Origin of the sequence: Cellulomonas marina (assembly GCF_900111925.1) — a bacterium.
GTDB classification, from domain to species: Bacteria; Actinomycetota; Actinomycetes; order Actinomycetales; family Cellulomonadaceae; genus Cellulomonas; species Cellulomonas marina.
The window spans coordinates 16,812-38,124 of the sequence record NZ_FOKA01000012.1 but is presented as its reverse complement, the minus strand read 5'-3'; the positions used below and the strand labels follow the sequence as shown (position 1 = coordinate 38,124).

Below are 21,313 nucleotides of genomic sequence, written 5' to 3'. Positions count from 1 at the left end.
TGACGGCCGGATGCGCGGAGGAGTGCCGGGTGGTCGCGGGCGTCGATCAGGGTGCGCCGAGGGACGTGGCGACGTCGCGGGCGTCGGCGGGGTCGCCGGTGACCGTCACGTCGGCCACGCGGCCGCGGCCGGAGAGCCAGAGCTGCAGCTCGACGACGCCGCCCCGGACCACGACCGTGCCGCGGCCGGGGGCAGGTCGGCGCAGGGCTGCGCGACGGCCGTCGGGCAGGACCACGACGACGCCCGGACCGGGCCGGCGGAAGGCGAGGCGGCCGGTGGTGCGCACGCCGCGCCAGAGCGCGTCGCCGAGCCCGGCGTCGGCCAGGGTGCCGGGACCGCCGTCGGGACCGCCGTCGGGGGAGGCCTCGGCGGCCCAGGCGGCGAGGCGGGCGTCGCGGTCGGCGTCGTCCCTGACGGGGCCGCCGTCGGAGGCGGTCGGGTCGTCGGCGCCGGCTCCGCGGCGCACGTCCTCGGCGTGGACGACGTGCTCCACGACGTCGACGACGCGGCCGGCCCAGGAGAACGGCGAGAGCCGGGCCGGGGGCGCGGCGACCTGCGCCACGAGGGCCGCGTAGGCCACGGGGTCCGCGGACCGGTCGGCGAGGGCGTCGACGGCGGCGGCGGTGCGCCCGGCGAGCGCCGGCACGACGACGCCGGCGGCCACGAGGGGCGCGTGCTCGCGCAGGTGCAGGTGGGCGGCCAGGTGCCGCGCCTGCCACCCGGTGCACACCGTCGGGTCGGTGGGCGCGGCGGCGGCGAGCAGGGCGGCGAGGCGGGCGCGCGTGCGCAGGTGCAGGGCGGTCACGCGGGCACTCTGCCAGGGCGGCTCGGCCGGTGCCCTGAGGACCGGCGCGGAGGACCCGGCGAGGACGCCGCCGAAGGCCCCGCTGAGGACCGCGCCGAGGACCGCACCGAGGCCTCGTCCGAGGCCCCCGTCGGAGGCCCCCGTCGAGGATCCGTCGGCAGGACCGTGTCGGACGCGCGTGCGAGGATCGACGCAACCCCCCGGTACCACCTGGAGCCGCACGTGCCACCGACGCCCGACCGGCGTTCGCCCGCCCCCCACCCGCCCCTGACCACCGCCGGCGCACCGGCGGACCCGGCGCCGACGTCCGCCGCGCGGCGCAGCCACGGCCTGACGGGGACGACCACGCGGCGGGCCGCCGCGGTCGTGTGGCGCGGGATGCGGGCGCACCCGTGGCTGTACGTCGTGGCCGTCGGCATCTCCGCGGTCTTCGGCGTCGCGACCGTCCTCGTCGGGCGGGTGCTCGGGGTCGTGACGGACCGGGTCGTCGTGCCCGCCGCGCAGGGTGACGCGGCGGCGCGGGCCCAGCTGCCCTGGGCGGGGGTCGCGCTGCTCGGCGTGGCGCTGCTGCTCGCGCTGACGGTCGCCGGACGGCGCATCTACGCCGGGCAGGGGTTCGCGGCGATCCAGGCCGACCACCGCACCGGCGTGACGCGCCAGCTCGTCCGGCTGCCCATGGCCTGGCACCGCGGCCGGCCCGCCGGGCAGCTGCTGTCGCACACGAGCGCGGACGTCGAGGCGGCGACGGCCGTGTTCAACCCGCTGCCGTTCGCGCTCGGCGTCGTCGTCATGATCGTCGTGGCCGCCGTGGGGCTCGTGCTCACCGACCCGTGGCTCGCGCTGGCCGCGCTCGTCGTCCTGCCCCTGGCGACCGGGGCGAACGTCGTCTTCCAGCGCCGCATGTCCCCGCACGTGCAGGACGCGCAGCGCCTGCGGGCGCAGGTCGCGGACGTCGCGCACGAGAGCATCGACGGCGCCGCGCTCGTCAAGGCGCTGGGCCTGCGCGAGCGGGAGGTCCGCCGCTTCTCCGGACGCGCGGACGCCCTCGCCGGGGCGAACGTCCGGGCCGGCCTCGTCCGGGCCTGGTTCGACCCGGTCATCGAGCTGCTGCCGAGCGTCGGGACGCTGCTCGTCCTGGGCGTGGGGGCCACCCGCGTCGCGGCGGGCGCCATCGGCACGGGCGACGTCGTCGGTGCGGCGTACCTGCTGACCCTCCTGGGCACGGGGGTGCGCAGCTTCGGCTGGGTGCTCGGGGACCTGCCGCGCGCGCTCGTCGGCTACGGCCGGATCGCGGACGTCCTCGACGCGACGCCCCCGGCGGCCCCCGGACGGCGGCGCTGGACGCCCGAGCGCGGCGCCGCGGCCGTCCGGATGCGCGACGTGCGCGCCGGGGTCGAGACGCCGGACGGCCCGGTCGAGATCCTGCACGGGCTCGACCTGGACGTGCCTGCCGGTCGCGTCGTCGCCGTGGTCGGGCCCACGGGCGCCGGCAAGACGACCGCCGTCTCGCTCGTCGCAGGGCTCTCGCACCCGACCACCGGGGCCGTCCTGCTCGACGGCACGGACCTGCGCGAGATCGCGCCGGCGGACGTGTCGCGGCACGTGGCGTACGTGTCGCAGCAGACCTTCGTCTTCGAGGACACCGTGCGCGGCAACGTGACGCTCGCCGACCCGGGGGACCCGGGCGCGCCCGACGACGCGGCCGTCTGGGACGCGCTGCGCCTCGCGCGCGTCGACGACGTCGTCCGCGGCCTGCCCGCGGGCCTCGACACGCCGCTCGGCGAGCGCGGGGCCAACCTCTCGGGCGGCCAGCGGCAGCGCCTCGCCCTGGCGCGCGCCCTCGTGCGCCGACCCTCGGTGCTCGTCCTCGACGACGCGACCTCGGCCGTCGACCCGCAGGTGGAGCGCGACGTGCTCACCGGGCTGCGCGAACGCGGCGGCGCCGGGCCGACCGTGCTGCTGGTCGCCTACCGGATGAGCTCCGTGCTGCTCGCGGACGAGGTCGTGCACGTGCGCGACGGTCGGGTGGTCGGGCGCGGCACCCACGCCGAGCTGCTGGCGCGCGACCCGGGGTACCGGGAGCTGGCCACGGCGTACGAGGCGGAGTCCGCCCGCCGCACGCGCGAGCAGGACGACGACGCGGGCCGCCCTCGCGCGACGGCAGGGGGACGGGCGTGACCAGCACGACGACGGGGACCCCGTCCGGGACCGCCGACGCCCCGCCCGCCGCGGGGCGGGCGCTCCCGCGCGAGGGCCGGTTCACCTCCGCGAGCGAGCTCGGCGTCGGTGCGACCCTGCGCCGGGCCGCCCAGGTCTCGCCGGAGCTCGTGCAGGGGATCTGGCTGACCCTGCTCCTCGCCGTGCTGGCGGCCGGCGGGCGCGTGCTCGTGCCCGTCGCGGTGCAGCAGGTCGTGGACGGCGCGCTGCTGGCCGACGGCGGGCCCGACCTGCCGCGGGTGTGGCGGCTCCTGGCGGCCGCGGCGGTGGGGCTCCTCGTCGCCGGCGCCTGCACCACCGCCGTCAACGGGCGCCTCATCCGGCGTGCCGAGGCCGGGCTGCGCACGCTGCGGGTCGCCGCGTTCGACCACGTCCACCGGCTGTCGGTGCTCACGCAGGGCACCGAGCGCCGCGGCGCCCTCGTGTCCCGCGTGACGTCGGACGTCGACACGATCTCGCTGTTCGTGCAGTGGGGCGGGCTCATGCTGCTCGTCTCCGTGCTGCAGGTGACGGTGGCGACCGTCCTCATGGCCGTCTACTCCTGGCAGCTCACGCTCGTCGTCTGGTGCACCTTCGTGCCGCTGGCGGTCGTGCTGCACCGCGTCCAGCCGCGGGTGAACCGCCGCTACACGCGCGTGCGCGAGCGCTACGGCGCCATGCTCGCCGCGGTGTCGGAGGCCGTGGTCGGGGCGGAGACCATCCGTGCCTACGGGGTCGCCGACCGCACGGAGCGCACGCTGGACGCCCGCATCGAGGACACGCGCGCGGCGCAGGTGCGCGCGCAGAACCTCGTCGCGACCGTCTTCTCCTCGGGGACGCTCGTGGCGACGGGCGTGCTCGCGGTGGTCGTCGTGGTCGGCACGGTGCTCGCCGCCCGCGGCGACCTCACCGTCGGGGCGCTGCTCGCGTTCCTCTTCCTCGTGCAGCTCTTCACGCAGCCCGTGCAGATGGCGACCGAGATCCTCTCGGAGCTGCAGAACGCGGTGGCCGGCTGGCGGCGCGTGCTCGGCGTCCTCGAGACCGAGGTCGACGTGCCGGAGCCGACGGACGACGAGGTCCTGCCGACGTCCACCGGTCCGGGGCGCGTCGAGCTGCGGGGCGTCTCCTACGGCTACCCCGGCGGGCCGACCGTGCTGCACGGGGTCGACCTCGACGTGGCGCCCGGCTCCTCGGTCGCCGTCGTGGGGACCACCGGGTCCGGCAAGACGACCATCGCGCGGCTCGTGGCCCGGTTCGTCGACCCGCGGGAGGGGCAGGTCCTGCTCGACGGGGTCGACGTGCGCCGGCTGCGCGACGCGGACCTGCGCCGCCGGGTCGTGCTGGTCCCGCAGGAGGGCTACCTGTTCGACGGCACCCTCGCCCAGAACGTGGCCGACGGCCTGCGCCTGGCGGCCGACGCCCCCGACGGGACGGCGCCGGGGCCCGACGACCCGCGGGTCGTGCAGGTCCTCGAGGAGCTGGGGCTCGGACCCTGGGTGGCCGGGCTGCCCGCCGGGGTGCACACGCCGGTGGGGCAGCGCGGGGAGGCGATGTCGGCGGGGGAGCGGCAGCTCGTCGCGCTCGCCCGGGCGCACGCGGCGGACGCGGACGTCCTCGTGCTCGACGAGGCCACCTCCGCGGTCGACCCGGCGACGGAGGTGGCCATCGCCCGCGCGCTGGCCCGGCTCACGGCCGGCCGCACGACGGTGACGATCGCGCACCGCCTCTCGACCGCCGAGGGCGCCGACCAGGTGGTCGTCGTCGACGCCGGCCGGGTCGTCGAGCACGGGCCGCACGCGCGGCTCGTCGCGGCCGGCGGCCGGTACGCGGCGTTGCACGCGGCGTGGGTCGCGCAGACGCGGTGAGGTGGGCGCGGGGGGTTCCGGAGGTGCGTGGGAGGATGCCGCGGTGACCGTGGACCCCACCTCGACCGACGCCCCCGACCGTCCCGGCGACCCGCGCACCGACCGTCCGACCGGCAGCCCGACCGGCCACCCGACCGGCCGGTCCGCCGGCGCGCTGGACCCGGCCGTCGCCGACCGGCTGCGCCGCGACCCGTCGGGGCTCGTCGCCGCCGTCGTGCAGCAGCACGACACCCGCGAGGTGCTCATGCTGGGCTGGATGGACGACGAGGCGCTGCACCGCACGCTGACGACCGGGCGCGTGACGTTCTGGAGCCGGTCGCGCCAGGAGTACTGGCGCAAGGGCGACACATCCGGGCACGTCCAGCTCGTGCACCGGGTCAGCCTCGATTGCGACGGCGACGCCCTGCTCGTCGAGGTCGACCAGGTGGGAGCCGCCTGCCACACGGGGACGCGGACGTGCTTCGAGGCCGGGGGCGACCTCGGTGCGGTGGTCGGGACGGCGGTCGGTGCGGAGGTCGGCGCGGCTGTCGGGACGGCGGACGTCGTCGCCGCCGGGGCCGGTGCGACGGGGGGCGTCCGGTGACGGCCGGCACGGCTCCGGGCGGGGTGCGCGCCGGGGCGCAGGCGGGCACGCCGGACGGGCTGCCCGACGAGGCGCCGGTCCACGTGCCCTGGGGCGCGACGTGGCCGGACCTGCCGACCTTCCGGCGGCTCGCCCGCGACCGGCGCGTCGTGCCCGTCGTGCGGCGCCTGCTCGCCGACGACGTGACGCCGGTGGGGCTCTTCCGCACGCTCGCGGCCGGGCGGCCCGGCACCTTCGTCCTCGAGTCGGCCGAGTCGGACGGGACGTGGGGCCGGTTCTCCTTCGTCGGCGTGCGGTCGATGGCCTCGCTGACGGTCCACGAGGGCCGCGCCCGCTGGACGGGCGAGGTCCCGGCCGGCATCCCTACCGAGGGGGACGTGCTCGACGTCCTGCGCACGACGCTCGAGGTCCTGCGCACGCCGCGGATCCCCGGCCTGCCCACCCTCACGGGCGGCCTCGTCGGCTCGCTCGGCTGGGACGTCGTGCGGCACTGGGAGCCGACGCTGCCCGCGGCCGCGGTCGACGACCTCGGCGTCCCCGAGGTCGCGCTCGTGCTGGCCACGGACCTGGCCGTCGTGGACCACCACGACGGGTCGGTGTGGCTCGTCGCGGACGCGGTCAACACCGACGGCACGGACGAGCGGGTGGACGAGGCCTACGCGGACGCGCTCGCCCGCGTCGAGGCGATGCACACCGCGCTCGGGCACCCCGCGCCGCCCGCACTGGCGGCCCTCGCGGACGTGGAGGAGCCCGCGCTCGAGTTCCGCACCACCCAGGCGGAGTACGAGGACGCGGTGCGCGCCGGGCAGCGCGCGATCCGGGACGGGGACGTCTTCCAGGTGGTGCTCTCGCAGCGGCTGGACCTGGACTGCCCGGCGGAGCCGTTGGACGTGTACCGGGTGCTGCGCACGCTCAACCCGAGCCCGTACATGTACTGCGTCCACCTCCAGGACGCGGACGGGCGCGACTTCGCGGTGGTGGGGTCCAGCCCGGAGACGCTCGTCAAGGTGGAGGCGGGGCACGTCACCACCTTCCCCATCGCCGGTTCGCGCCCGCGCGGCGCCACCCCGGAGGAGGACCGGCGGCTCGGCGACGAGGTGCTGGCCGACCCCAAGGAGCGCGCGGAGCACGTCATGCTCGTCGACCTGTCGCGCAACGACCTGGCCAAGGTGTGCGACCCCCGCTCGGTGGAGGTCGTCGAGTTCATGACGGTCCGCCGGTACTCCCACATCCAGCACATCTGCTCGACCGTGGTGGGGCGGATGCACGAGCGCGCCACGGCGCTCGACGCGTTCACGGCCACCTTCCCGGCCGGCACGCTGTCGGGGGCGCCGAAACCGCGGGCGATCGCGCTCATCGACGAGATCGAGCCGACGCGTCGCGGCACCTACGGCGGGACCGTCGGCTACTTCGACTTCGCGGGGGACATGGACATGGCCATCGCCATCCGCACGGCCCTCGTGCGGGACGGGCGCGCCAGCGTGCAGGCCGGCGCCGGGATCGTCGCCGACTCCGTCCCGGTGACCGAGTACGAGGAGTCGCGGAACAAGGCGGCCGCCGCCGTGCGGGCCGTCCAGATCGCGGCGCGCCTGCGGGGGGCGGCGCGGCCGTGACGTCCCGGGGGCGCACGAGCGTCGGCGTGCTGGCGCTGGCCGCAGCCGCCGGCCTCGTGAGCCTCGCCGGCTGGGTGCGGTCCACGGTGACCACACCGGTGGACGGCACGGTGACGCTGTCCGTCACGGGGGCGGTCGCCGCGCCGGCGGTGCCCGCCGTCGCGCTGGTGCTGGCGGCCTGCGCGCTGGCCCTGCTGCTCGTCGGGCGCGTCGGCCGCTGGCTCGTCGCCGTGGTGCTCGTGCTGGCCGGGGGCGTGCTGGCCGTGGTGTCCGACGGCGTCCGGCGCGGGGCGCAGGCGGTCGCGGAGGACGCCGCCCGCGCGCGGACCGGGGTGGACGTGCTGGCCGGCCCCGTGACCGTGTCGCCGATGGTCGAGGTGGCGGTGGTCGTCGGGGTGCTGGCGGCCCTGTCCGGGCTCGCCGTGGTGCGCTCCGGCCGCAGCTGGTCGGCGCCCTCGCGCCGCCACGAGCGGACGCAGGGGCAGCCCGGCGCGGTCGCGGACGGGCTGACCCTCGGGGGGGCGTCCGGCCCGGCGCGGGACAGGGCGGCCGGCACGACGTCGCACCGCGCGGTCCGCGGCACCCCGGCGGGGACGCAGGCCGGCGATCCCCCGACGCCGGGGAGCGCGGGCCCGGGAGCCGGGGGCGATGCGTCACGGCCCGTCGATTGGGACGCGCTCAGCCGGGGCGAGGACCCCAGCTGACGCCGGCCCCACCCGGGACGCCCCGGTCCCCGGACCTCGGCCGACGCACGGCTCGGCTACGCTGGCGGGCAGCACCTGCCCGCAGCCCGTGGGCACCCACGTCTGCACGGAGGACGCCACCATGGCCGACAACTCGCTGGCGCACCGCGCGCAGAACGCCACCCGCACGGAGGCCGTCCACCTGCCGCCCGTCGCCCCGGCGACCAACCACGGCAGCACGGTCGCGGCCTGGACGACGGTGTACGGGATCCTCGCGGGCGCGGTCCTGGCCTCGCTCGGCGTCATGTTCGCGCTCGTCTGGCTGTTCTGGGTGGGCATGGGCGTCGTCGTCGTCGCCCTCCTCGTCGGCTTCGCCCTGCGCCGTGCGGGGTTCGGGCAGGGCGGGGAGAAGACGAAGGCCAAGGCGGAGGCGGCACGCCGCGAGGGCCGCGGCCACTGACGTCGGACCCGCGACGGGACGTCCGCGCGACGCCGGCGGCGACCGTCGTGGACGCCTCGGGCCGGTCGCGGGACGCGCTGGTGATCCGCCGAGGGGACGGCCGGACGGAGCCCACGGCCCCACGCGGCCGCGGGGCACGGGTGCGCGACCCGCTGGTCCTCGGCGGGCTGGCGGTGGCGGGCACGCTGGCCGTCGCGCTCCTCGACCCGCGGTCCTCCGGCGTCTGGCCCGCGTGCCCGCTGCTGTCCCTGACGGGCCTGGCCTGCCCGCTGTGCGGCGGCCTGCGGGCGGTCCACGACCTCGCGCACGGCGACGTCGCCGGGGCGTGGGGGAGCAACCCGCTGCTCGTCGCGCTCGTCGTGCCCGTCGTCCTCGCATGGCTGGCCTGGACGGTGCGCCAGGGGCGAGCGCCCCGCGACGGGCGGCCGACGCGGGTGCCCCCCGGCGGCCGAGGCCCGGACGTCACGCCGGGTCACGGGACCCTCGGGGCGACCGCCCGGCGGGCCCTCGGGCCCGTGCTGCTGGTGGTCCTCCTCGTCTTCGGGGTGCTCCGCAACGTCCCGGCGCTGGCGGGTGCGCTGGGGCCCTGACCTGCGGCACCGGCTCCGGCTGAGGGATGCAGCGGTGGGCGTCGTCCGGACGTGTCGGACGACGCCCGTACGATGAGCGCGAGTGCGGCACCGTCGTCGGGCCGGTCGCGGACGGTCGCGAGCCGGAGGGCGGGTCGCGGCAGACGGACGGACGGTGCCAGCGCCGCTCGCGGGAAGGGGTCCGATGACCGTTCTGGACGACATCGTCGCCGGTGTGCGGGAGGACCTCGCGGTGCGCGAGGCGGCCACCCCGCTGGACCGGCTCAAGGAGCTCGCCGCCCGCCGGCAGTCGGCCACGGGCTGCCGTGACCGCCTCAAGCAGGAGGACGCCGTCACCGTCATCGCCGAGGTGAAGCGGTCGAGCCCCAGCAAGGGCCCCCTGGCGACCATCGGGGACCCGGCCGCCCTCGCCGTGGAGTACGAGCGCGGTGGCGCCACGGCGATCTCGGTGCTCACCGAGCAGCGGCGGTTCGGCGGGTCGCTGGCCGACCTCGACGCGGTGCGTGCGGCCGTGGACTGCCTCGTCCTGCGCAAGGACTTCGTCGTCACGCCCTACCAGGTGTGGGAGGCCCGCGCCCACGGCGCCGACCTCGTCCTGCTCATCGTCGCGGCGCTGGAGCAGACGGTGCTGGAGTCCCTGGTGGACCGGGTGCACTCCCTCGGCATGACCGCCCTCGTGGAGGTCCACGACGAGGAGGAGGTCGCCCGCGCGGTCGACGCCGGCGCGTCGGTCATCGGCGTCAACGCCCGCGACCTGCGCACCCTCGACGTAGACCGCACGACGTTCATGCGCCTCGCGCCGTCCATCCCGTCGGACGTGGTGAAGATCGCCGAGTCTGGTGTGCGGGGGCCGCGCGACGTCATGGAGTACGCCCGCGCAGGAGCGGACGCCGTCCTGGTGGGCGAGGCGCTCGTGACCGACGACGCGCCGCGCCAGTCCGTCGCCGACCTCGTCGCCGCGGGGTCGCACCCGTCCCTGCGCGCCGTGCGCCAGTAGCCGTCCGCCGGTCGTCGGCGCCACCCGCAGCACCACGGAGCAGGAGAGCATGAGCCAGACCCAGCAGGCCGCCGTCCAGCGAGCGGGCGCCGAGGCCGTCGGGACGACGGACGGCGGCACGACGACGCCCGACGCGCCCCCGGCGACGCAGGCCGTGCCGACGGCACCGCCGACCGCACCGCACGGCGGCGCGTCCACCGGCGCCTCGCGGGCGGTGACGGACGGGCAGGCCGCCCCTCGGGTGCCCGTGCGCGCGACCGGCCCGCTCGCCACCCAGCAGGGCCCCTACTTCGGGGAGTTCGGCGGCCGGTTCGTGCCGGAGGCGCTCGTCGCCGCGCTCGACGAGCTCGACGAGCAGTACCACGCCGCCCTCGCCGACCCGACGTTCCACGCGGAGCTGTCGCGGCTGCACCGCACCTACACCGGCCGCCCCAACCCGGTCACGGAGGTCCCGCGGTTCGCGGCCCACGTCGGGGAGGGGGTGCGGGTCCTGCTCAAGCGCGAGGACCTCAACCACACGGGCTCGCACAAGATCAACAACGTGCTCGGGCAGGCGCTGCTGGTCAAGCGCATGGGCAAGACGCGTGTCATCGCCGAGACCGGGGCCGGTCAGCACGGCGTCGCCACGGCGACGGCGGCCGCGCTCCTGGACCTCGAGTGCGTCGTCTACATGGGCGAGGAGGACACGCGTCGGCAGGCGCTCAACGTCGCGCGCATGCGGCTGCTCGGCGCCGAGGTCGTCGCCGTGCAGAACGGCTCGCGCACCCTCAAGGACGCCATCAACGAGGCGCTGCGGGACTGGGTGGCCTCCGTCGACACGACCCACTACCTGCTGGGCACCGTCACGGGCCCGCACCCGTTCCCCGAGATGGTCCGCGACTTCCACTCCGTCATCGGCGAGGAGGCGCGCGCCCAGGTGCTCGACGCCGTCGGGCGGCTGCCCGACGCCGTGCTGGCGTGCGTGGGCGGCGGCTCCAACGCCATGGGCATCTTCAACGCGTTCCTCGACGACCCCGAGGTGCGGCTGTTCGGGTTCGAGGCGGGCGGCGAGGGCGTCACCTCCGGCCTGCACGCGGCGCGGTTCTCCGGCGGCAGCCCCGGCGTGCTGCAGGGCACCCGCTCGTTCGTCCTGCAGGACGAGGACGGCCAGACGCGCGCGAGCCACTCCGTCTCCGCCGGCCTCGACTACCCGAGCGTCGGCCCCGAGCACGCCTGGCTGCACAGCATCGGCCGCGTCGACTACCGGCCCGTCACCGACGCCGAGGCGATGGAGGCGTTCCGGCTCCTGTGCCGCACCGAGGGCATCATCCCGGCCATCGAGTCGGCGCACGCCCTGGCCGGGGCCGTGCAGGTGGGGCGCGAGGTGGCGGCCGCCCGCGCCGCCGACGGGGCCACGGACGAGACGGTCCTGCTGGTGAACCTCTCCGGCCGCGGGGACAAGGACGTCGCGACGGCGGCCGCCTGGTTCGACCTCATCGACGACGAGGAGCCGCTGCACGCGGGCGAGGGGGAGCAGCTGTGAGCACGACGACCGGCACGACGACCGGCACGACGACGGGCACGCCGTCGGGCACGACGACCGGCACGCGCCCCTCGCCGACGGGCGCCCGCCTCGACGCGCTGGCCGCCGGCACGGACGGCACCCCCGGCCGGGCCGCGCTCGTCGGCTACCTGCCGGTCGGGTTCCCCGACGTGCCCGGGTCCGTCGAGGCGGTCCGGACGATGGTCGCCGCGGGCGTCGACGTGGTCGAGCTCGGGATGCCGTACTCCGACCCGCTCATGGACGGACCGGTCATCCAGCACGCGGTGGAGCGGGCGCTGGCCGGCGGCACCCGCGTGCGCGACACGCTGCGCGCGGTCGAGCAGGTCGCGGACGCCGGGGCCCCCGTGCTCGTCATGACGTACTGGAACCTCGTCCTGCGCTACGGCGTCGAGGCGTGGGCACGCGACCTCGCGGCCGCCGGCGGCGCGGGCCTCATCACGCCGGACCTCGTGCCCGACGAGGGTGCCGACTGGTTGGCCGCCGCCGACGAGCACGGCCTCGACCGCGTGTTCCTCGTCGCGCCGAGCTCGACGCCGGAGCGCCTGGCGTCCACCGTCGCCGCCTCGCGCGGCTTCGTGTACGCCGCCTCCACCATGGGCGTGACCGGCGTGCGCGCCGAGGTCGGGTCCCAGGCCGAGCGGCTGGTCGAGGACACCCGGGCAGCCGGGGCTGCACGCGTGTGCGTCGGGCTGGGCGTCTCGACGCCGGCGCAGGCGGCCGAGGTCGCCACCTACGCCGACGGCGTCATCGTCGGCTCCGCGCTGGTGCGCGCGCTGGCCGACGCGGAGACCACCACCGGCGGCCTCGCCGCGCTGGAGGCGGTGACGGCGGGCCTCGCCGAGGGCGTGCGCGCGGCGGCCACCGCCCGCGGCGACCGGTGATGCCCCTCGCGGCGTGGGCCGGCGCGCTGCCGGCCGCCATCCCGAGCCCGTCCCAGGGGGTGTGGCACCTCGGGCCGCTGCCCCTGCGGGCGTACGCGCTGTGCATCCTCGCGGGCATCGTCGCCGCGACGCTGCTCACGCAGCGGCGCTGGGCCGCCCGCGGCGGCAAGCCCGAGCAGGTGCTCGACATCGCGTTCTGGGCTGTGCCGTTCGGCATCGTCGGCGGGCGGCTCTACCACGTCGTGTCCTCGCCGGACGCCTACTTCGGGCCCGGCGGTGACCCCTGGCGGGCGTTCGCGATCTGGGAGGGCGGCCTCGGCATCTGGGGAGCCATCGCCCTCGGCGCGGTCGGTGCCTGGATCGGGTGCCGACGTGCGGGCGTACGGCTGCCGCCGTTCGCGGACGCGCTCGCGCCGGGGCTGCTCGTCGCCCAGGCGGTCGGACGGCTCGGCAACTGGTTCAACCAGGAGCTCTTCGGCGGCCCGACGACGCTGCCCTGGGGGCTGCGCATCGACGACGCGCACCTGCCGGCCGGGTACGACAGCGGGACGCTGTTCCACCCGACCTTCCTCTACGAGCTGCTGTGGAACCTGGCGGCCGCCGTGGTGCTCGTCGTGGTCGACCGTCGTCGCCGGCTCGGCCACGGGCGCGTGTTCTGGCTGTACGTGGCGCTGTACACGGCCGGGCGTTTCTGGATCGAGCTGCTGCGCATCGACGCCGCGGAGACGGTCCTGGGGCAACGGCTCAACGTCTGGGTCGCCGCCCTGGTGTGCCTGGGGGCGCTGGTAGCCTTCGCGCTCGTCGGCCGTCGGCACCCCGACCGCGACACCGAGGTCCTGCGCCCCGCACCCGGGCAGCCGCAGGACCGCGAGCACGATCCCGAGCAGGACGTCCAGCAGGACGTCGAGCAGCACGTCGAGCAGGACCCCGGGGCCGCCGTGCCGGCCACGGGGACGCAGGCCGGACAGGCCGCCGGCTCCGCGGACGGACCCCTCGGGTCGCGCTGAGAGCCCCCGCCGGGACGACCCGGTCGAGCCCCTGTGCGTGGCCGTATAGTCGCCTGCACACAGGTGGGCCGACGACGTCCCCGCGATCCCCTTGCACAGCTGGACCTCGTGGGGTCCGTGAGGACGGTGCCATGTCGACGACGCCCGCGAGCCCCCCGGGGCTCGTCCCGGGAGCCCAGGGTCTCTACGACCCCGCGGCCGAGCACGACGCGTGCGGCTTCGCGTTCGTCGCGACGCTGCGCGGCACGCCGGGGCGCGACATCGTCGACGCCGGGCTGACCGCGCTGCTCAACCTCGACCACCGCGGCGCCGTCGGCGCCGAGATCGACTCCGGCGACGGTGCGGGCATCCTCACGCAGATCCCCGACGCCTTCCTGCGGGACGTCGTCGACGCGGAGCTGCCGCCGGTCGGCCAGTACGCGATCGGCATGGCGTTCCTGCCCGCCGACGAGGCCGCCCGCGCGGAGGCCTGCCGCCGCATCGACGCGATCGCGGCGGAGGAGAAGCTCGACGTCCTGGCGTGGCGCGACGTGCAGGTGACCGCCGACCTCGTCGGGCCCACGGCTCGCGCGTCCATGCCCGCGTTCCGCCAGCTCGTCGTCGCCGACCCGTCCCGCGCCCTGGCGGGTCTGGACCTCGACCGGCGCGCCTTCCGCCTGCGGCGCCGTGCCGAGCGCGAGGCGGGCGTCTACTTCGCGTCCCTGTCCTCCCGGACGCTCACCTACAAGGGCATGCTCACCACCGCGCAGCTCGAGCCGTTCTTCGCCGACCTCTCGGACCCGCGCTACGCCTCCGAGCTCGCGCTGGTGCACTCGCGCTTCTCGACGAACACGTTCCCCTCCTGGCCGCTCGCGCAGCCCATGCGGCTCATCGCGCACAACGGCGAGATCAACACCGTGCGCGGCAACCGCAACTGGGTCGCCGCGCGCGAGGGCCGGCTGGCCTCCGAGGCGCTGGGCGACCTGGCGCCGCTGCTGCCCGTCTGCACGCCCGGGGGCTCGGACTCCGGCTCCTTCGACGAGGTGCTCGAGCTCCTCCACCTGGCGGGGCGGTCCCTGCCGCACGCCATCCTCATGATGGTCCCGGAGGCGTGGGAGAACCACGCGACGATGGACCCGGCGCGGCGTGCCTTCTACGAGTACCACTCGACGCTCATGGAGCCGTGGGACGGCCCGGCCGCGCTGACCTTCACCGACGGCACGCTCATCGGCTCGCTGCAGGACCGCAACGGCCTGCGCCCCGGACGGTTCTGGGTCACGGAGGACGGGCTCGTCGTGTGCGCGTCGGAGGCGGGCGTCCTCGACCTCGACCCGGCGACCATCGTGCACAAGGGCCGGCTCGAGCCAGGCCGCATGTTCCTCGTCGACACCGGCACGGGCCGGATCGTCGCCGACGACGAGGTCAAGGGGCAGCTCGCCGCGCAGAAGCCCTACGCGCAGTGGGTGCAGGAGAACTCCGTCTTCCTCGAGCAGCTGCCCGAGCGCGAGCACGTCGCGCACTCGGCCGCCTCCGTCCGGCGCCGCCAGCGCGCGTTCGGCTACACGGAGGAGGAGCTCAAGGTCATCCTCGGCCCCATGGGCGCCACGGGTGCCGAGCCCCTGGGCGCCATGGGGTCCGACACACCCGTCGCCGTGCTGTCCTCGCGCCCGCGGCTGCTGTTCGACTACTTCACGCAGATGTTCGCGCAGGTGACGAACCCGCCCCTGGACGCCATCCGCGAGGAGCTGGTCACCTCGATCGGCGGCGCCATCGGGCCCGAGCCGAACCTGCTGGCGGACGGCCCCGAGCACGCGCGCAAGCTCGTGCTGCCGTTCCCGGTCCTCGACAACGACCAGCTCGCCAAGATCGTGCACGTCCAGCGCGAGCCCCGGTACGACTTCCGCTCGACGATCGTGCGCGGCCTGTACAAGGCCTCGGGCGGCGGCGAGGCCCTCGAGGCACGCCTGGAGGAGATCTTCGCGGAGGTCGACGCGGCGATCGCCGACGGCGTCAGCTTCCTCGTGCTGTCCGACCGCAACTCCGACGCCGAGCTCGCGCCGATCCCGTCGCTGCTCCTGCTGTCGGCCGTGCACCACCACACCCTGCGCCGGCACACCCGCACCCAGGTGTCGCTCGTCGTGGAGGCGGGGGACGTGCGCGAGGTCCACCACGTCGCGCTCCTGGTCGGCTACGGGGCGGCCGCGGTCAACCCGTACCTCGCCATGGAGACGGTCGAGGACATGGCGCGCTCCGGCTACCTGCAGGTGGAGCCGGAGAAGGCGGTCGCCAACCTCATCAAGGGCCTCGGCAAGGGCGTCCTCAAGGTCATGTCGAAGATGGGCATCTCGACGATCGCCTCCTACCGCGGGGCGCAGGTCTTCGAGGCCATCGGCCTGTCCCAGCCCTTCGTCGACAAGTACTTCACCGGCACGACGAGCCGGCTCGGCGGCATCGGGCTCGACGTCGTCGCGGCCGAGGTCGCGGCGCGTCACGCCGACGCCTACCCCGCGTCGGGCAACCGCCAGGCGCACCAGCGCCTCGCCTCCGGCGGCGAGTACCAGTGGCGGCGGGACGGAGAGGACCACCTCTTCGACCCCGAGACGGTGTTCCGCCTGCAGCACGCCACGCGCTCGCGCCAGTACGACGTGTTCCGCGAGTACACCGACCGCGTCGACGGGCAGTCCGAGCGGCTCATGACCCTGCGCGGGCTCCTGCAGCTGCGCGAGGGCGTCCTGCCGCCCGTGCCGGTCGAGGAGGTCGAGCCGGTCAGCGAGATCGTCAAGCGCTTCCAGACCGGCGCCATGTCCTACGGCTCCATCTCCGCCGAGGCGCACGAGACGCTCGCGATCGCCATGAACCGGCTCGGCGGCCGCTCGAACACGGGCGAGGGCGGCGAGGAGAGCGAGCGCCTGCACGACCCGGAGCGCCGGTCGGCGATCAAGCAGGTCGCCTCGGGCCGCTTCGGCGTCACCAGCGAGTACCTCACCTTCGCCGACGACATCCAGATCAAGCTCGCCCAGGGCGCCAAGCCCGGCGAGGGCGGCCAGCTGCCCGGCCACAAGGTGTACCCGTGGATCGCGCGGACCCGGCACTCCACGCCGGGCGTCGGCCTCATCTCGCCGCCCCCGCACCACGACATCTACTCCATCGAGGACCTCAAGCAGCTCATCCACGACGTCAAGAACGCCAACCCGTCCGCCCGGGTGCACGTCAAGCTCGTCAGCGAGTTCGGCGTGGGCACGGTCGCGGCGGGCGTGGCCAAGGCGCACGCGGACGTCGTCCTCATCGCGGGCCACGACGGCGGCACGGGCGCGAGCCCGCTGACGTCGCTCAAGCACGCGGGGACGCCGTGGGAGATCGGCCTGGCCGAGACGCAGCAGACCCTCGTCCTCAACGACCTGCGCGACCGCGTGAGCGTCCAGGTCGACGGCCAGCTCAAGACCGGCCGCGACGTCGTCATCGGCGCGCTGCTGGGCGCCGAGGAGTTCGGGTTCGCGACCGCGCCGCTCGTCGTGTCGGGCTGCGTCATGATGCGCGTCTGCCACCTCGACACCTGCCCGGTGGGCGTGGCCACGCAGAACCCCGAGCTGCGCGCGCGGTTCACGGGCAAGCCGGAGTTCGTCGTGACGTTCTTCGAGTTCCTGGCCCAGCAGGTGCGCGAGTACCTGGCGGCCCTCGGCCTGCGCTCGGTGCAGGAGGCCGTCGGGCGGGTGGACCTGCTCGACGCGCGCCAGGCGGTGGACCACTGGAAGGCTGCCGGGCTCGACCTGTCGCCGGTGCTCGCCGCGCCGGAGCCCGCCGAGGGCTCCACGCTGCACCGGTCCCGCTCGCAGGACCACGGCCTGGAGCGGGCGCTCGACCAGCAGCTCATCCGGCTGTCGGCCGACGCCCTCGAGCGCGGGGAGCCCGTCCGCATCGACCTGCCCGTGCGCAACGTCAACCGCACCGTCGGGACGATGCTCGGTCACGAGGTCACGCGCCGGCACGGCGGCGACGGGCTGCCCCCGGGCACCATCGACATCACGCTGACCGGCTCGGCCGGGCAGTCGTTCGGCGCGTTCCTGCCGCGCGGCATCACGCTGCGGCTGCAGGGCGACGCGAACGACTACGTCGGCAAGGGCTTGTCCGGCGGCCGGATCGTCGTGCGGCCCGACCGCAGCGCGCAGCTGGCCCCGCACCGCAACGTCGTGGCCGGGAACGTCATCGGCTACGGCGCGACGAGCGGCGAGGTCCTGCTCTCGGGCCTGGCCGGCGAGCGCTTCGCCGTCCGCAACTCGGGCGCCACGCTCGTCGTGGAGGGCGTGGGCGACCACGGGCTGGAGTACATGACCGGCGGCACCGTGCTGGTCCTGGGCCCGACGGGCCGCAACCTCGGCGCCGGCATGTCCGGCGGGACGGCCTACGTGCTCGACCTCGTGCACGGGCAGCTGAACCTCCAGTCCGCGGGAGGCGAGCTCGCGCTGGACCCGCTGGACGACGAGGACGCCGCGACGGTCGAGCGCCTGCTGCGCCTGCACGCCGAGGAGACCGGCTCGCAGGTCGCGACCGCGCTGCTCGACGACGCCGCCGGCTGGCGGCACCGCTTCACCCGGCTGCTGCCGCTGGAGTACGCGCGCATCCGCCGCGCCCTGGACGAGGCGGCGCAGCGCGGCCTCGACCCGATGGCGCCGGGTGCCTGGAACGAGATCCTGGAGCTGGCGCATGGCTGACCCGAGGGGGTTCCTCCGGACGCGGGAGCGCGAGCTCCCGCCGAGCCGGCCGGTCCCCGTGCGACTCATGGACTGGCGGGAGGTGCACGAGCACCTCGCGGTCCGCCCGTCGCAGGACCCCGTGCTCAACCGCCAGGCGGGGCGCTGCATGGACTGCGGCATCCCGTTCTGCCACAACGGCTGCCCGCTGGGGAACCTCATCCCCGAGTGGAACGACCTCGTCTGGCGCGGGCAGTGGGACGAGGCGATCGAGCGGCTCCACGCCACGAACAACTTCCCGGAGTTCACCGGCCGCATCTGCCCCGCCCCGTGCGAGTCGGCGTGCGTGCTCGGGATCAACCAGCCCTCGGTGACGATCAAGCAGGTCGAGGTCTCGATCATCGACGAGGCGTTCGCCGCGGGGCTCGTCGCGCCGCAGGTGCCGCAGCGGCTCACCGGTCACACGGTGGCGGTCGTCGGGTCCGGCCCCGCCGGGCTGGCCGCCGCGCAGCAGCTCACGCGCGCGGGGCACACGGTGGCGGTCTACGAGCGGGACGACGCCATCGGCGGCCTGCTGCGCTACGGCGTGCCGGACTTCAAGCTGGAGAAGCACCACATCGACCGCCGGCTGGCGCAGATGGAGGCCGAGGGCACCCGGTTCCGCCCGGGTGTCCACGTGGGTGTCGACGTGAGCTGGGAGCAGCTGCGGGCGCGGTACGACGCCGTCGTCATCGCGACGGGCGCCACGGTGCCGCGCGCGCTGCGCGTGCCGGGCAACGATCTCGCGGGCGTGCACATGGCGATGGACTTCCTCACGCCGGCCAACAAGGTCGTCGCGGGGCGCCTCGACCGGACGCCGATCTCCGCCGAGGGCCTGCACGTCGTCGTCATCGGCGGCGGCGACACCGGGTCGGACTGCGTCGGCACCGCTCTGCGCCAGGGGGCCGCGTCCGTGCGGACGCTCGCCATCGGCAAGCGGCCGCCGGAGGAGCGCCCGGAGGGCCAGCCGTGGCCCATGGACCCCGTCGTCTACGAGATCTCCAGCTCCTACGAGGAGGGCGGCGAGCGCGAGTTCCTCGCCTCGACCGTGGCGTTCCTCGGCGGGGAGGGCGACGACGCCGGGCACGTGCGCACCCTGCGCATGGCCCGCACGGAGTACCGCCCGGACGGCTCGCGCGTGCCGACCCCCGGCACGGAGCAGGACCTGCCGGCGGACCTCGTGCTCGTCGCCATGGGGTTCACGGGGCCCGAGACGGAGGCCGCGGTCGCCCAGCTCGGGCTCGAGGTCACCTCGCGCGGCGCGTTCGCGCGGCGCGACGACTTCGCCACCGCGCTGCCCGGCGTCTTCGTCGCAGGGGACGCCGGTCGCGGGCAGTCGCTCATCGTGTGGGCGATCGCGGAGGGCCGGGCCGCGGCGGCGGCCGTCGACGAGCACCTGTCCGGCTGCACGGAGCTGCCCGCGCCGGTGCGCGCCAGCACCGTCGCGCTGCGTCCCTGAGGCACGGCGACGGGCGTCCCACCGTGGGACGTCCGTCCCGGTCCGGGGGACGCGGTGGCATACGCTCTGAACATGCGTAGAGCGAAGATCGTCTGCACCATCGGTCCGGCGACCGAGTCCCCCGAGCAGATCCAGGCGCTGGTCGACGCGGGCATGGACGTGGCCCGCATCAACCGCAGCCACGGCGACACCGAGGCCCACACGCGCGTCTACGAGAACGTCCGGGCCGCGGCCCAGGCGTCCGGCCGCTCGGTGGCGGTCCTCGTCGACCTGCAGGGCCCGAAGATCCGACTCGGGCGGTTCGTCGAGGGCAAGCACGACCTCGCGGTGGGGGACGTCTTCACCATCACGACCGAGGACGTCGAGGGCACGAAGGAGCTCGTCTCGACGACCCACAAGGGCCTGCCGGGGGACGCCCGCGTGGGCGACCCGATCCTCATCGACGACGGCAAGGTGCTCGTGCGCGTCACGGCGGTCGAGGGCCCGCGCGTCGTCACCCGCGTCGAGGTGGCCGGTCCCGTCTCGAACAACAAGGGCCTCAACCTGCCCGGCGTCGCGGTGTCCGTCCCCGCGATGAGCGACAAGGACGAGGAGGACCTGCGCTGGGCGCTGCGCATCGGCGCGGACATCATCGCGCTGTCCTTCGTCCGCACCGCGGCCGACTACGACGACGTGCGCCGGATCATGGACGAGGAGGGGCGCGTCGTCCCCGTCGTCGCCAAGGTCGAGAAGCCGCAGGCGGTGGAGAACCTCTCCGAGATCGTCGCCGCCTTCGACGGCATCATGGTCGCCCGCGGCGACCTGGGCGTGGAGCTGCCGCTCGAGCAGGTGCCGCTCGTGCAGAAGCGCGCCGTCGAGCTGGCCCGCCGCAACGCGAAGCCCGTCATCGTCGCCACGCAGGTGCTCGAGTCGATGATCACGAACCCGCGGCCCACCCGCGCCGAGGCCTCGGACTGCGCCAACGCGGTGCTCGACGGCGCCGACGCGGTCATGCTGTCGGGGGAGACGTCGGTCGGCGACTACCCGATCGAGGCCGTCCGCACGATGGCGCGGATCATCGAGAGCACCGAGGAGCTGGGTCGGGAGCGCATCGCGCCCCTGGGCTCCACGCCGCACACCCGCGGTGGCGCGATCACGCGGGCGGCCGCCGAGATCGGCGGGGTGCTCGACGTGAAGTACCTCGTCACGTTCACGCAGTCCGGCGACTCCGCCCGCCGCATGTCCCGGCTGCGCTCGGCCATCCCGCTGCTGGCCTTCACGCCCATCGAGGCCGTGCGCAACGTGCTGTCCCTGTCGTGGGGCGTGAAGACCTACCAGGTCCCGCACGTGGAGAACACGGACGCGATGGTCAACCACGTGGACGAGACGCTGCAGCGCGAGGGCCTGGCGGAGGTCGGCGACTACGTCGTCGTCGTCGCGGGGACGCCGGTGGGCGTCGTGGGGTCGACGAACACGATCCTCGTGCACAAGATCGGCGACGAGAACTCGGCCGGCCGCATCGCCTGACGCGGCTGCCCCGCGCGGTCGGGCAGGACGACGACGCCGCCCCCGGGAGGAGGACTCCCGGGGGCGGCGTCGTCGTGCGGCCGTCGTGCGGCCGTCGTGCGGCCGTCGTGCGGCCGTCGTGCGGCGGCCGTGCGCTGCTCAGGTCGTGCGCGGGTTGAGCATGTCCGGGTCGGCGTCCGGGTCGCCCGAGCTGTCGCCGCCCGACGCCTCGCCCCCCGTGCGGGGGTTCAGCATGCCGGGGTCCGCGTCCGGGTCGTCCGCGGTGCCGACCTCGTCGGAGGTGGGCAGGTCCTGGTCCTGGTCGCCGGCGGTGCCGGTGGTGTCCTCGCTCATGGTCCGAGCGTGGCACCGGCACGGGCGTGCCGCACGCCGACGGGGGCGCGGGACCGGTCGTCCGCCGTCCCGTGCCTGTCCTCCCG

Annotated in this window: 16 protein-coding genes; 14 read left to right on the top strand and 2 right to left on the bottom strand. The window is 75.8% G+C overall.

The features are described from left to right. Positions 1-46: 46 nt before the first annotated feature. Complete coding sequence (locus BM048_RS13015; RefSeq protein WP_139224455.1) at positions 47-805, bottom strand: TIGR03085 family metal-binding protein; 759 nt, start codon at positions 803-805, stop codon at positions 47-49. Positions 806-1,183: 378 nt separating this feature from the next. Between BM048_RS13015 and BM048_RS13010 the strand changes: the two genes are divergently transcribed. The 14 genes from BM048_RS13010 to pyk all read left to right on the top strand — a co-directional run bounded on the left by BM048_RS13010 (position 1,184) and on the right by pyk (position 20,894). Further along, complete coding sequence (locus BM048_RS13010; RefSeq protein WP_090033822.1) at positions 1,184-2,983, top strand: ABC transporter ATP-binding protein; 1,800 nt, start codon at positions 1,184-1,186, stop codon at positions 2,981-2,983. Between the two features lie 116 nt (positions 2,984-3,099). Further along, a complete protein-coding gene (locus tag BM048_RS13005; protein ID WP_239078799.1) occupies positions 3,100-4,866 on the top strand; it encodes an ABC transporter ATP-binding protein in 1,767 nt (588 codons plus the stop codon). A gap of 154 nt (positions 4,867-5,020) precedes the next feature. Continuing rightward, on the top strand, positions 5,021-5,449 hold the full coding sequence (gene hisI / locus BM048_RS13000) for a phosphoribosyl-AMP cyclohydrolase (protein ID WP_175499547.1): 429 nt from the start codon (positions 5,021-5,023) through the stop codon (positions 5,447-5,449). A 59-nt stretch (positions 5,450-5,508) separates the two neighbouring features. Continuing rightward, positions 5,509-7,062 carry an anthranilate synthase component I gene (locus tag BM048_RS12995; RefSeq protein ID WP_090033821.1) on the top strand — a complete coding sequence of 518 codons (1,554 nt, stop codon included), beginning with the start codon at positions 5,509-5,511 and terminating at the stop codon, positions 7,060-7,062. Then, complete coding sequence (locus BM048_RS12990) at positions 7,059-7,766, top strand: Trp biosynthesis-associated membrane protein (protein ID WP_090033700.1); 708 nt, start codon at positions 7,059-7,061, stop codon at positions 7,764-7,766. The genes BM048_RS12995 and BM048_RS12990 overlap by 4 nt, the downstream gene beginning before the upstream one ends. Before the next feature lie 121 nt (positions 7,767-7,887). Then, on the top strand, positions 7,888-8,205 hold the full coding sequence (locus BM048_RS12985; RefSeq protein WP_090033699.1) for an HGxxPAAW family protein: 318 nt from the start codon (positions 7,888-7,890) through the stop codon (positions 8,203-8,205). 140 nt (positions 8,206-8,345) lie between these two features. Beyond that, positions 8,346-8,795, top strand: a complete 450-nt coding sequence (locus BM048_RS12980; protein WP_090033820.1) for a DUF2752 domain-containing protein — start codon at positions 8,346-8,348, stop codon at positions 8,793-8,795. A gap of 184 nt (positions 8,796-8,979) precedes the next feature. Beyond that, the gene (gene trpC, locus BM048_RS12975; protein WP_090033698.1) at positions 8,980-9,792 is read left to right on the top strand and encodes an indole-3-glycerol phosphate synthase TrpC; all 813 of its coding nucleotides are present in this window, start codon (positions 8,980-8,982) and stop codon (positions 9,790-9,792) included. Between the two features lie 49 nt (positions 9,793-9,841). Beyond that, positions 9,842-11,314, top strand: a complete 1,473-nt coding sequence (gene trpB, locus BM048_RS12970; RefSeq protein WP_239078790.1) for a tryptophan synthase subunit beta — start codon at positions 9,842-9,844, stop codon at positions 11,312-11,314. Between the two features lie 98 nt (positions 11,315-11,412). Beyond that, the gene (gene trpA, locus BM048_RS12965; protein ID WP_090033817.1) at positions 11,413-12,216 is read left to right on the top strand and encodes a tryptophan synthase subunit alpha; all 804 of its coding nucleotides are present in this window, start codon (positions 11,413-11,415) and stop codon (positions 12,214-12,216) included. After that, on the top strand, positions 12,216-13,223 hold the full coding sequence (gene lgt, locus BM048_RS12960; RefSeq protein ID WP_090033696.1) for a prolipoprotein diacylglyceryl transferase: 1,008 nt from the start codon (positions 12,216-12,218) through the stop codon (positions 13,221-13,223). Before trpA ends, lgt begins: the two co-directional genes overlap by 1 nt. Before the next feature lie 131 nt (positions 13,224-13,354). Beyond that, positions 13,355-17,911: a glutamate synthase large subunit gene (gene gltB / locus BM048_RS12955; protein ID WP_090033695.1), complete on the top strand. Its 4,557-nt coding sequence runs from the start codon at positions 13,355-13,357 to the stop codon at positions 17,909-17,911. Then, positions 17,904-19,388, top strand: coding sequence for a glutamate synthase subunit beta (locus tag BM048_RS12950; RefSeq protein WP_090033693.1), 1,485 nt, complete (start codon positions 17,904-17,906; stop codon positions 19,386-19,388). Before gltB ends, BM048_RS12950 begins: the two co-directional genes overlap by 8 nt. A gap of 72 nt (positions 19,389-19,460) precedes the next feature. Then, positions 19,461-20,894, top strand: coding sequence for a pyruvate kinase (gene pyk / locus BM048_RS12945; RefSeq protein ID WP_090033692.1), 1,434 nt, complete (start codon positions 19,461-19,463; stop codon positions 20,892-20,894). Between the two features lie 138 nt (positions 20,895-21,032). Here pyk and BM048_RS12940 read toward each other — a convergent pair whose 3' ends face one another. Beyond that, positions 21,033-21,227, bottom strand: coding sequence for a hypothetical protein (locus BM048_RS12940; protein WP_090033691.1), 195 nt, complete (start codon positions 21,225-21,227; stop codon positions 21,033-21,035). Between the last annotated feature and the right edge of the window lie 86 nt (positions 21,228-21,313).